The following is a 12903-nucleotide window of genomic DNA, read 5'->3' on the forward strand; positions in this document are numbered from 1 at the left end:
ACCGGCTGGACCTACTGCTCCAGTGGGACCCACCGGGCCTGCTATACCAGCTGGTCCAGGGAAACCTTGTGGTCCAATGGCTCCCGCTGGTCCAGGCTCGCCTTGCGGTCCTTGAGGTCCTATTAGCCCTTGTGGTCCGGGGATGCCCTGTGGTCCCATCGGACCTGCCGGACCAGCCTCACCCTGAAGGCCTTGTGCACCGGCTGGTCCAGGCTCGCCTTGAAGGCCTTGAGGTCCAATGAGGCCTTGCTCTCCAGGGGTACCCTGTGGCCCCATCGGCCCTGCAGGGCCAGCTTCGCCTTGTGGACCTCTTGCACCAGCTGGGCCAGGTTGCCCTTGAGCTCCTTGCGGACCTGCAGGTCCTCCTGCTGGTCCCGTTGGTCCAGGTGGTCCTTCAATACCTTGTTTCCCTTGAATTCCCTGTACACCCTGAGGACCAGGTTGCCCCTTAGGACCAACAACAGTTGGAGTAGAAACATTCACTTCAGGTGGAGGACATGTTACTCGTACTACTTTTTTAACAACTTTTACTCTCCGTTCTTTTCTTTTTCCTTTTGGCTGACATACAGATATGACTTTTTTCTTGCGCCTCTTTTTCTCTTCTGGACTACCCAAGTGTGGACACCTCCCTATGAACATAGATTACTGTACGTAGGTAGTTAGTTTGACGTATGGACGAACATCTATATTTAGCTAAACGGGAACCTAACTTTAAGAAAAAGGGCTACTTCACATGGAGGCTCTGTTCGTGAAATGCTGGAAAAGCCTTTATGAAGTAACCGATCTCCTGCCTTGGTTATACCTAAGTGTACACAAATAGACTCGAAAGATTGATTTGTAAGAAACACTACAGCAAATAGGATTGATACTCTCCTAAATAAATATTGCTTTTGGATTCAAATTGAAGTTCAAATCGTATTAGGTACTTGGAGTGCGTTAAGTATAATTATTTCAAATAAAAATCGCCCCCAATCGGGGGCGATCCGTTGATCTACCTACTTTTTCAGCTTGTTTGTTATTTATGCATACATCAGGTTCATGAAACCGCGAGTTGCTTCTGCTCCCTCCGCTTGTTCGGGTTCTTCTGGCTGTGCGTATTGTGCCATACAGGCCTTCACTTCTTCTTCGGTTGTGCAACGGTTGGCATCATCGCAATTGTAGCATAAGTGAAGCATGTATCTCGTTAATTCGTCCGCCTGCGTGAATTGAGTTTGTTCATTGGTTCTCATCTTCATCACTCCCATCTCTTCTTGAATTCAATATAACATCATTTAATATAAGTTATTGTGATTTATTTCACAAATTAGATAAAAAGAAAAGAAACACGACGGTTTCTCTTCTAAATAACGCCTATATTTAGCTTACCTACAGCACTTTCCACTGCATACCACCATCCACAGTCTGCAGGAGCAAGGATCTCTTGGTATCCGTATTCTCTACCAGAATCCAGCCCAGTTTCGAGGAAACCATCTGCAGCTTCACGATCTCCGGATAATCCTCCAGAATACCGTCCAGGACTTTACTGCCCGGAAGTGCCTTCCAGCTTTTTCCCGAATCCTTGGTCTGGTATGTTGTGCCCGACTGAACTACCCATCCTTCTGATGCATTCAGGAAAGCGGGAGTCAGATTACGATTGATTCCCTTCTGCTTATTCAGGCCGAAGGTCGATAATGTCCAGCTCTTACCTCCGTCATCAGTGAAGTATCCGTTGAACTTGGTATAATCTCCGCTGGAACAGGTTAAAGGCATCCAAGCCCCCTTCGCTTCCCGACCAAAAAACTGAGGTGAACCAATGTTGAAATTGCCACACCCATTGAAGTCGTTCCGGTCAAAAAATGTTGGTCCGGTCTTCCAATTCTCTCCGCCATCTGTTGTGACATACAGCTTCGGAGTTCCAAATTCAAGGGCTGTCAAGAAGCCGTGTTTCGGATCAGAAAAAGACAAGCCCGTTGTATATCCACGTGTCGGAATCTCGGCCGAAGCCGGCTGATCGTCCTCATCACTGGATGACATCTCCTTCCAGGTGATGCCTCCATCCTCGGTAACATACAGCTTTTTATCCTGCTTCCCGATGGAGGTATCCACCGTAGTCAGAATCCAGCCTTTCTCCGGGGATACAAAGGATATGGCAGTGACTTTGTCCGTCTGGGACAAGGAAGACAAGCTCCAGCTCACTCCCCCATTATTGGTGCGCAAGACCATCGTATCGGTTCCGCCCAGCCCTTCACGAACGATCCATCCATGGGTACGATCCACAAAATAAATGCTTTGCCCATACTGCGGATTGGCCGGAAATTGCACGTTCTCCGAAGGAGAAATATTCGTCCAGGTTACGCCCTGATCCTGAGTGTAGTATAAACGCAGTGCGTTTCTCGTAACACCCCACGCCAATCCTCCGTTGTCATTAAGCAGCTGGAAGTCGGTCAGACGTGTCTGGATCTGGTATTCCGCCGTATCCGTAGTCGCTTGTGTACTGTTATCAGGAGGAACAACCGTTAATGTCTGTCCGGTATTTCCGATCTCTTCCTGCTCTTGGGGCGGTTCTGCCACCGGGGTCTGACCTGTGTCGGTGCAGGCAGCCAGTAGGGCAGCTATTCCTATAGACAGCAATGCTGTCTGCGCGATTTTGGTCCATTGCAAACGCAAGTGGAGTTCACCTCTCTCATCCAATAGCAGGCGCGCATGCCTGTCCGATCGGTATACATTTTACGATTCATTCGAATCCACTTCTCCCATTCTACCACAAACCATGTCGAAAAGGCTCATCTTGGGTAACAGGGTGTCAAAAGGATCCCGTATCAAGTACTCGTTCCATAGTTGGATGCCCATGCCATACTTTCGACTCAATCTTCCTTAAACAGACAACGAAAGTGAAATATTTTATAGACATCGCTTTCTTTTCAAACATTTATACCTTAATATGGATGGAAGTCTACCCCAAAAAGGAGAGGATATGAACATGGTAAACAGTGCTTTGCTCAAGCCGAGTCGCGTAGTCATTATTGGCATGGGCGCGGTGGGAACAACAACGGGATATACGCTGATGTTAAGACAGCGCTCATCCGAGTTGGTATTTGTGGATGTGAATCATGATAAGGCTACAGGCGAAATGCTGGATATGAACCACGGGCTTCCATTTACCGGAGGCGTCAAAGTATGGGCTGGTGACTACTCGGACTGCAAAGACGCGGACATCATTATCATTACAGCCGGGGCCTCCCAGAAGCCTGGTGAAACCCGCATTGATCTGCTGAAGAAAAATGCCAGCATATTCAAAGATATCATTGAACGTATTACCGAAGTGAACTCTCATGGTATTTTGCTCATAGCCACCAATCCTGTAGACATATTATCTTATACGTCCTGGAAACAGAGCGGCTGGCCTGCTTCACGGGTGATTGGCTCCGGTACCTTGCTCGACAGCGCCCGCTTCCGCTACCTGATTGGTAAAAACAAAGGCATTGATCCCCGCAGTATTCATGCACACATCATTGGGGAACATGGTGATTCCGAAGTACCTGTATGGAGTTTAGCCAACGTGGCGGGAACAGATCTGGATCTCGACGAGGAAACGCAGCAGGATATCTTTGATCGCACCAAAAATGCGGCTTATGAGATTATTAATGCCAAAGGAGCCACTTCCTATGCAATCGCACTTGCTTTGGATCGTATTGTAGCAGCCATTTTGGGCAATGAAGGATCGGTCCTAAACGTATCTACATTGCTGGAAGACTACAATGGCGTTTCCGATGTTTATCTCGGAGTTCCATGTGTGGTGGATCGCAACGGAGTACGTGAAATATTACCGCTTCCACTGAATGAGACAGAGAAAGTCGCTTTCCAGGCTTCAGCAAACAAATTAAAGGAACAGATTGCAGGATTGGAATAATGTCATTATTTTAATATAACCAAAGGACCATCTGGATCGCATATCATGCTGATTCGGATGGTTCTTTCGTATGAAATCTATAATCGGTGGGCATATGATATGGTTCATTATCATTCGGTTTACATAACATTAGTTTCGTTAACCAAATGGATGTATTTGTCTTTAACCACACCCCGAACGAATACTGCGATTCATTGAATTGTTGATGTTGCACTGCTCGAAAATAAAAAAACCTGCCCTCATGGACAGGTCTGGATTGATACACGTTACTTTTCACTTGCAAACTCCGGAAGTTTGACTTCCAGCAGAGCCATCGCCTCTTCCTTCTCCCGGCTGGTAACGTGCGTATAAACGGTTGTGGTTTGAATCGATGCGTGACCGAGCAATTCCTGAACCGTACGCAGATCGGCGCCGCGTCGCAGCATCATGGTTGCGAATGAGTGTCGCAGCTTATGGCTTGAATAGTGCAGACGCTGATGAGTCGGAGACTCCAGTTGAAAACGTTCGAAGGTTTCCGTCGATATGAGCTGAATATTGCGAATGGATAATCGCTTCCCTTTTTGCGAAACAAACAAAGCTTCTTCCTTCGCCCGCCATGGAGATAATCTCTCTTCTACCGCTAAGGTTAACAGCTCAGCAACCATCTCCGGAACAGGGAGTGTACGCCATTTACGGCCTTTACCGAAGACGTCCAGCGTGCGCCGCTCCGCATTATAGTCTTTACAGTTGAGCGCATGGACTTCACCAACCCGCAATCCCATATAACCCATTAACAGAAAGATCGCAAGATTGCGTGTACGGTACTTTCCTTCTACCGATTGCAGGAATCGTTCCAGACCGCTCTCATCCAGAAAGACGGGGGCCCGATTTTTCTCGGTTTTGGATTTTTTGATTCCTGACGCAGGATTATTCGTTAACACTTCCAATTCAATGAGCGACTTGAAGAAGCAATTTACCGCTGCATGTTTGCGATTTCTTGTCGCATCACTAACTCCACGTTCGCGGGCACGTGACAGAAATGACAAGACATGCAGCTTCTTCACCTGCTCCAGCGACTTTCCTTGAATAGAAGAAAGAAATTCGGCGACGTCACCCGTATATGATTTTACAGTGTGTCCCGTGTAACCTGCGTCTTTCATCCATATGTGAAAAGCTTCAAGCTCATCAGCGTATTGCTCCTGAATTTCCTCGCTTATCATCGGTATTCGTCACCACAATTCATTCTAGTGTATAAGTAAGGCGAGCCATTTCGCTCACTTTATGTTCCTGAAATAAACTTTGTTTCATTTAATCAACAATGACGACATCAATGAGTGGGCTGATCTCCTTCGGACGACCTTCGCTGCGCGTTAGCACAAAGGATGGCAGCGGATTTTCATACAAACCGTTAACCGATTCGCAGATCTGCACATACAGGTCCATATGCAACGTCTCCCCTTCCCCTGATACATCGATCACGGGCCAATCCTTCGTGGCACATGCTGGCCAGTTGGCCAGTTCATGAGCAGGTACGATGCTTAACTGCTGTACAGCCGGTGCAATCCGGTAAACGCCTCTGAACTCAGGCTCCTCACCAAGCTTGTCCACTGCAAGTATGGAAGCCGCTTGCTTGTCGGGTGCGGAGTATATTGAGTAACACCACGGAGATACGCCCCACGCCATAGCCATGAGTCCTTCCTCCAATAAAGTGTCCGAGAGGTCACCCTCTCCGAATTGTTCAATCAAATTGTGATTACCAGAACCAATCAGCTCTTCCACTCGTTTTGACATGCGCGGCAGATCTGCCAATATAAATCCACCACTGCCATACCCGTCAAATACATGATGATCTCTGCTCCATGTGGATGAAACGGCAGATGAATGCCGATTTGCTTCTGCTGGAAATAAATTCATTAATACCGTAAGGACCTGAGCGTATTTTACCATAGCTTCTTGTTCAGGTTCCAGAGGACCTTCGGCAATCCGGGGAGTCTTCAGGTGCAAGGAAATCCGAAGCTCGTAATTACCTTCTGCAAAATCGGTCCATCCCCACTGTATAGGCTGCTGGATCCCATCTATGGAGTCTAAGAAAATCGTGCTTTCAGGTTTCAAAGAAACAGGATATTGAACGGAACCCAGTTCCTGACCATATATGATCGCAGCGTCATCCCGGTGAATCGGCGCATCAAGCTGCTGTGCAATAACGGATACTTTGCGTCCATCTTTCAACTTGCGATCCGGGTCAATTTCCAGCTGAGAGGCATTCTTCCCCTCAGGGTGTGAGATATTCACTTTTGCCTCTGCGAGTACGACAGAGTCTGCTAGTGCAAACCCGAAATTCGGATTCAGGTGAAGCTGATTCGTATGTATTGGTGTGTTCATGATACATCCCCTCTCCTATGTCTGATGGCATGTCACATCCCTCAATATATGGCATATTTGGACTAGCCGCAACCCCAAGCTGGGTATGGTCGAGTATGGACATGTACTTTAATAGATACCCGAATAGAGGTCTTAAGCCAACTTTTTTCTTTTTTCCCTTTGCTTTATAACAGAAAACCCCATATTGCTCTAGTGTAAGCTAGGCAGTATGGGGTAGTGAGTGCATCAGGATTATCTAGTGATACATAGCCATTTTATTTTATTATTTATTTCCCTTTGGCTTGACCGGCTGTTGATCAACAGCTATTGATCCCCGCCGCAGAGGATTCAGGTGACTGTAGTGACGTCCATACATGAAATAAATGATCAAACCGATAACCAGCCAAGCGAAAAACGTGATCCATGTCAGAGCAGCTAGACGGGTCATTAGATATACACAACCAATTGCACTCAGTATCGGAATCCATGGAACAAAAGGCACCTTGAAGCCGCGTTTGAGATCAGGGTTGTTTTTTCGCAGAACGATAATGCCCAGACTTACGACTGCGAATGCAAACAATGTACCGATGTTGGTAAGCTCGGCCAGATGACCGAGTGAGATGAACCCTGAGAATAGCGCAATGATGATACCTGCCACCCATGTACCTGTCGCCGGGGTTTGACTTTTACCACTGATTTTTGAGAATACCGGGGAGAGCAATCCGTCACGTGACATGGAATACAATAGACGGGTCTGCCCATACATCATAACGAGCAGAACGGTTGTTATCCCGGTGATTGCACCAAGAGCCACAATCCAGGACAGCCCATGCAGATTCACGAATTCAAACGCAAAAGCAACCGGATCACTAACATTCAGCATGTGGAAAGGCACGATGCCTGTCAAAATCAAGGATACAACGATATACAGCACGGTGCAGATCGCCAAGGAAGCAATAATGCCTATCGGCAAGTCGCGCTGAGGTCGTTTGACTTCCTCCGCTGCCGTGGAAACCGCATCAAATCCAATATAGGCAAAAAAGACCGTCGCCGCACCAGCGGTTACTCCTGAGATGCCAAACGGCAAAAACGGCTGCCAATTGGAAGGCTGTACATAAAACACGCCCACTCCGATAAAAATCAGCACAACAATAATTTTGATCGCCACCATAATGCCATTGGCACGGGCTGCCTCCTTGACTCCACGGGTGAGCAGAAAGGTGATCAGTAACGTGATGGCTGCTGCGGTAACATCGAAATAGGTCCCCTTTTCAGGATTGTATGCACTGCTGAGTGCATGCGGCAGCTGTAATCCGAAGCCTGACAGCAGCGACTGAAAATAACCGGACCACCCGCTGGCCACGGCCGCACTGGCGAATCCATACTCCAGAATCAGATCCCAGCCTAGAATCCAGGCAATGACTTCACCAAAGGCAGTGTAACTATACGTGTATGCACTCCCTGAAGCAGGTACGCTGGATGCGAATTCGGAATAGCATAGCGCAGCGAATGCACAGATGATGCCTGCAAGCAAAAAGGAGAGTACTAATCCAGGACCAGCATAATTTGCCGCTGCGACTCCTGTTAATACAAAAATCCCTGTACCGATAATTGCTCCTACTCCAAGCGTTGTTAAGTCCAAAGGACCTAGCGCTCTTTTTAACGCACTATTTTCTTCTCCGAAGGCAATTGTTTTTTTCCGAAGCAGCGAAGATCGTTTCTGATTCTCTGACATAGACATGTTCCTCTCATTACAAACGTAGAATGAAGTATACCTTCCAAGCTGCTTCATCTCGATCTGTTCTATAAAAAAGTCGTTTGTTCTATATTACCGATCACCTACAAAAATCTATCGTATTCTACACGTTGTCGCGTTGCTATACTAAATTTATTTTTGATCACTGTACTATTTTGTGCTTTCTAGGCGAATAATATCATGAACTGATGGATTGGTCGCATAATGAAAATCGATTTAAAACAAAACTGCGTATAATTTATATTATGCGCAGTTTTTTGAGTGCTTTTACAAAGGCATAAACCACTTTAATTCGTTGTTATAAGCATTATCATAAATAAAGGGCTTTTTCGTCTTTTTCTGCTGTCACTTCGCGCCATAATTCGTCTGAGGGCTACGCCATCCCCCTGCTCTCGTCTATAGTTAACTTCCTTTTGTTTAGATATAGAAAAAAGCCGCTACATTTAGCGGCTCCTTTCAATGCAATTTATTCTCGTGTCAGACAGGTATCTCTCGATAATTGTTTTGACTGAACGATTTATACGATCTCTACTCCCAGCTCAAATCCTGTCCATTGGTTTCAATCACCTTTTTATACCCGTAGAAACTGTTTTTGTTATTTGTCAACAACCCTTGCTTTAACCACGATTGGTTTTGAAAATACAACGAAATTGCTTATTCAATAAAAAAGAGCCGTGCCAAGAGTGACGGCTCTTTTACTTCACTTCTGCCCGATCCTTTAAGAAAATACAATCCGATCCGCATCAGACATCCGATACTGTGTTAATAAATATTCCTTACTTTCCATCGCTTTGCTTCGAATGTCGTCCAGGTTCACATGCAGCAGCTTACCATTTTGCTTCACAAGTTTTCCTGCAACAAAAACCGTGTCCACATTGGATGGATTGGCGAATTGCACAACAGCACCGATCGGATCGTGAACGGGGAACAAATTCAGATCGGTTGTGCGAATCATAATTAAATCCGCTTCTTTTCCCGGTGTGACTGAACCTGTTTTCCGCTCCAGCCCTAAAGCCTGTGCACCGGCCGAAGTTGCAAATCGCAGTACCTGACTCGCTTGCAAACTCAGCTCTCCCGGCATTTCAACTTGCGCCAGCAATAACTCGTTCGTTCTGGAACGCTCAGCTTGCAACGCAAATTTCATCTGTGAAAACATGTCTCCACCTGTCGAAGTCACCACATCCACTCCAAGCGTTGGCGTGCCACCATGTTCGAGAAAATATCCTGTAGCCGGATACCCATGTCCCATCATCATTTCTACTTCAGGCGTAACTGACAAAGATGCTCCCGTGTCTGCCAGCATTTTGAATTCATCCATGCCCATCGTATTGCCGTGAACGACATTAATTCGCGGGGTAAGCAGCCCTGCCTCGTACATTCGGTTAATGGAACGATCTGCAGATCCCCAGCTGCCAAACCCGACATGCATCGAACAAATTGCGTCCAGTTCTTCTGCGAGCTGAATGTCCTGCACCGTTGTATCCCAGTGGCTAAACTCTGGGCCGCGAATAGCAAGTCCATACGTGACCAATTGGTCACTAGAGGAGAAATAACGCTCCTTCACCCCTCTGATATTCTCCGGGTATGAAAGGGTACTTTCTCGATTCCAATAGGCGGTTTCCCCTGGAACACCGTGAGCAAAGACAGCCCGGATCCCTGCATCCTGCAGCCCACGAATAAGTCCATCGGTATGATCAGGTGAGTATGGCATGCTCCAATCAAGTACCGTCGTCACTCCCGCATTAAGCGCTTCCAAAGAACCCAGAAGATTGGCAATGTAGCTGTCCTGTGGTCGAAGCTTGCTTCCCATGGCACCATAGTACAGATTTTGCAAATACACGGGCAGCGACCAGTTCGTTCCAGCTGTTTTCACAAGAGATTCCCACATATGCCGGTGTGTATCCACGAGTCCAGGCATGACAATCATGTCTGATGCGTCGATCACCACAACATCTGCATCTGACACCTCGATATTCGGTTGCACGGCTGCAATCAACGAATCCTGAATAAGTACATCTGCCCTGTTAAACTGTCCAATACGAGCATCCATCGATAATACACAACCGTTTTTCAATAGATAACCTGTCCCCATGAGACACCTCTCCAATCGTAATGGTTTGTAAAATGATCTGATCCGCATTGCTTGTCCCTACATATAATTTGCGACTATATTTTCGCTAGTATATATACATTATATATCAGGTGTTAATATTTATCAAATCTGGACACCAAACTCCTATCTATAGTGATGACTAGTCTTACATCGTTAAACTTCATTCTTATCTCCGTTGGATTCCAGCTTACGTTTCGCTCGAAAACGTCTCACCTTCATTAGATTACCGCACATTTTATCATCGCAATATTTCTGTGTCCTACTGCGAGTATCGTCATAGAAGATCCAGCGGCAGTCCGGGTTGTCACAGCATCGAATTCTCTTTCCATCGCCCTCCACCAGTGTAGTTGCAAAGTCAGCAGCGACTTCTGCCATCACCTGAAACCAATGCGCATGGATGGGAACCAGCTTAACATCCAGTCTTTGATCCTCTGAAATTAGTTGTCTGATTACCCCACCACACCGCATAGAGTCATTTAACCATGCTTGATCCTTCTCCGTTAGGGGCGTTCCCGCTGACAAACGGATAGCCAGAAACTGTAACTCATCTCTAAAGCTTCTCATGGCGGATTCCTCTTCAGTCGATGCCGGAACTTGTGCTTCTAATTGCCAACGATTCAAGAAATCCTGCTGCCAGCCTGCTTTTCCCAGTCTGTCTTCAGATCGATCCCCGCCACGCCAATCATGATAGTCGCTATTTACAAAATCTGTCCATAATCTATCCATCTATACCTCCGGCATTGTAACTATCTAATTTTAAAAAAGATGGTTACTTTCTTTTGAATTGTGTTATATTAATTGTAACCATTTCAAACCATATTAGCTAGTTACAAGCATGAAGACGCAAGTCATGAGATGAGTTCCACTAGAGAGGAATGAACTTAAAAGATGACGTCTGTTACAACTGCATTAGATGTGTTGGTTATCCAAAAAGAAGATACCTGGGATCAATGTAACTGGATCGTCCCATTGTCAAAGGCGATTGAAGGGCTGACCGCAGAGCAAGCAGCTTGGATCCCTCCTTCAGGAGGACTAAGCATATGGCAGCTGGTCAATCATATGTATTATTACAACGAGCGGATCTTAGAGCGTCTTCAAGGTCATGCTCCATCTGTACCCGCAGCCGAATCGAATGAAGCTACGTTTGGCAAACCGGGTGACCCCTTGGACCAAATTGGCTGGAGCCAACTAGTGGAGCGAACCACTAAGCTGGCAGAGCAGTTGCACGATAACCTGGTTACGTTACAGGTTTCCAGACTTGAAGAAGCCTATTTGGATTCCGAACAAAATTGGGCTCAAACGCTTGCCCGCTGGGTTCTTCACGACGCTTATCACGCGGGTCAGATTGTACTTCTTCGCAGGCAGCAAGGAAGCTGGAACATCATATTCTAAAAAAATGCTTGAACTGCTAGCGCTTACAGGAATAAGATGAACTTATTAATGTTACAACTTGTACTATAACCTATAAATTGAATAGGATCTTCGGGGTAGGGTGCAATTCCCAACCGGCGGTGATGTTCCAATTGGAACCAGCCCGCGACTCGCTGTTGACTGCTTAGGACAACAGCGACTGACTTGGTGTGACTCCAAGGCCGACGGTACAGTCCGGATGAGAGAAGATCAACACATGACATACCGCCTATGGGAAGGTCTCTTTCCTGACGATATGTTCATGGATGAGCCCCCGTTTATTTGGTGTATGCCAAAACGGGGGCTTTTGTCGATTTTGCCAACTGAAGATTCCGTGTTCTGACGAAGGAGTCCTGAATATGGAAAAGACACAGCATGCATCAACCGTTTATCGCAAGGAACGAAGCAATACCGGATTTTGGCTCGTTGTTCTCGGTGCTGCCCTGTGGGGCGTAGATCCATTGTTCCGCATCATTTTGCTGCAAACAATGACCTCTACTCAAATTGTACTGGTGGAGCATATTATCGTGAGCTTAGTCGCTATACCCGTCTTATGGAAATTCCGCGCCGACCTGAAACAGCTGCGAGCCCGCCACTGGATCGCCGTTATCTTTATCTCATGGGGCGGCTCTGCACTGGCAACGGTATTATTCACGCTCGCACTGACACACAATGATCCGAATACCGTTTTGTTGTTGCAAAAAATGCAGCCCATCTTCGCGATTGTTTTAGCTAAGATCTTACTGAAGGAAACACTGCCGCGCCGCTTCGGCTGGTTATTCGTTGTTGCTCTTATCGGAACTTATCTGCTTACATTTGGGTTTACGCTTCCGCTTGGAAACTGGAACAACTGGATTCATGCGGGCAGCCTGTTGTCACTTGGCGCTGCTGCCTTATGGGGCGGTTCTACGGTGATGGGCCGACTGATGCTGGGGCAAACCCGTTATGAGACAGTCACCTCCCTTCGTTTCGTCGTAGCTCTGCCCTTGCTGATCTTCATGACCTGGAACGAAGGTGCAGCGTGGACCTTGCCTTCCGGTGCAGGAGAACAGGCAGCTGTTGCGCTCAACATTCTGGGGCAGGCGCTACTGCCAGGTTTACTTAGTCTATTGTTATACTATAAAGGTCTCTCGACCACCAAAGCTTCCGTAGCCACACTGGCTGAGCTGAGCTTCCCAATGGCGGGTGTGCTTGTGAACTGGATTGCATTCCGAACGCTCATCACATGGGAACAGTTGCTTGGATTCATTCTCATCTGGATTGCTTTGTTCGCTATATCCAAACAGCAGGAACGATCTACCACAGCTGCTGACGCAGCTCCTAAGCTTCGGACAGAGTAAGAAAGATCTTATTTATATCTTAAAGGCACTGCACATCCTTCTGGATCGGCAGTGC

General features: G+C 46.9%; 10 protein-coding genes, 1 pseudogene and 1 riboswitch. Of the genes and pseudogenes, 3 read left to right on the plus strand and 8 right to left on the minus strand.

The window, feature by feature from the left end; all coding sequences use genetic code 11:
- The 3 genes and pseudogenes from PIL01S_RS00005 to PIL01S_RS00015 form a co-directional block, all read right to left on the minus strand.
- A pseudogene (locus PIL01S_RS00005) lies at window positions 1–615 on the minus strand (collagen-like protein); the annotation flags it as partial.
- A 404-nt stretch (window positions 616–1019) separates the two neighbouring features.
- Entirely contained in the window at window positions 1020–1229 is a 210-nt protein-coding gene (locus PIL01S_RS00010; protein ID WP_127535694.1) for a hypothetical protein, read from the minus strand.
- Window positions 1230–1365: 136 nt separating this feature from the next.
- Window positions 1366–2646: a VPS10 domain-containing protein gene (locus PIL01S_RS00015; protein WP_127535695.1), complete on the minus strand. Its 1281-nt coding sequence runs from the start codon at window positions 2644–2646 to the stop codon at window positions 1366–1368.
- 313 nt (window positions 2647–2959) lie between these two features.
- Between PIL01S_RS00015 and PIL01S_RS00020 the strand changes: the two genes are divergently transcribed.
- The gene (locus PIL01S_RS00020; protein WP_127535696.1) at window positions 2960–3889 is read left to right on the plus strand and encodes an L-lactate dehydrogenase; all 930 of its coding nucleotides are present in this window, start codon (window positions 2960–2962) and stop codon (window positions 3887–3889) included.
- A gap of 266 nt (window positions 3890–4155) precedes the next feature.
- Here the strand turns inward: PIL01S_RS00020 and PIL01S_RS00025 are convergent, their stop codons facing one another.
- The 5 genes from PIL01S_RS00025 to PIL01S_RS00045 all read right to left on the minus strand — a co-directional run bounded on the left by PIL01S_RS00025 (window position 4156) and on the right by PIL01S_RS00045 (window position 10824).
- Entirely contained in the window at window positions 4156–5088 is a 933-nt protein-coding gene (locus tag PIL01S_RS00025) for a tyrosine-type recombinase/integrase (RefSeq protein ID WP_127535697.1), read from the minus strand.
- Window positions 5089–5176: 88 nt separating this feature from the next.
- A complete protein-coding gene (locus tag PIL01S_RS00030; RefSeq protein ID WP_127535698.1) occupies window positions 5177–6250 on the minus strand; it encodes a hypothetical protein in 1074 nt (357 codons plus the stop codon).
- Between the two features lie 262 nt (window positions 6251–6512).
- Entirely contained in the window at window positions 6513–7964 is a 1452-nt protein-coding gene (locus tag PIL01S_RS00035) for an amino acid permease (protein ID WP_127535699.1), read from the minus strand.
- Between the two features lie 739 nt (window positions 7965–8703).
- A complete protein-coding gene (locus PIL01S_RS00040; RefSeq protein WP_127535700.1) occupies window positions 8704–10077 on the minus strand; it encodes an amidohydrolase family protein in 1374 nt (457 codons plus the stop codon).
- A gap of 174 nt (window positions 10078–10251) precedes the next feature.
- Window positions 10252–10824 (minus strand): CGNR zinc finger domain-containing protein, encoded by a 573-nt coding sequence (locus tag PIL01S_RS00045; RefSeq protein WP_127535701.1) that lies wholly within the window; start codon window positions 10822–10824, stop codon window positions 10252–10254.
- 162 nt (window positions 10825–10986) lie between these two features.
- Between PIL01S_RS00045 and PIL01S_RS00050 the strand changes: the two genes are divergently transcribed.
- Window positions 10987–11490: a DinB family protein gene (locus tag PIL01S_RS00050; protein ID WP_127535702.1), complete on the plus strand. Its 504-nt coding sequence runs from the start codon at window positions 10987–10989 to the stop codon at window positions 11488–11490.
- An 82-nt stretch (window positions 11491–11572) separates the two neighbouring features.
- Window positions 11573–11723: riboswitch (FMN riboswitch) on the plus strand.
- Window positions 11724–11867: 144 nt separating this feature from the next.
- Window positions 11868–12848 carry a DMT family transporter gene (locus PIL01S_RS00055; RefSeq protein WP_127535703.1) on the plus strand — a complete coding sequence of 327 codons (981 nt, stop codon included), beginning with the start codon at window positions 11868–11870 and terminating at the stop codon, window positions 12846–12848.
- Window positions 12849–12903 lie beyond the last annotated feature (55 nt).

The organism is Paenibacillus illinoisensis NBRC 15959 (genome assembly GCF_004000925.1).
Lineage (GTDB): Bacteria > Bacillota > Bacilli > Paenibacillales > Paenibacillaceae > Paenibacillus > Paenibacillus illinoisensis.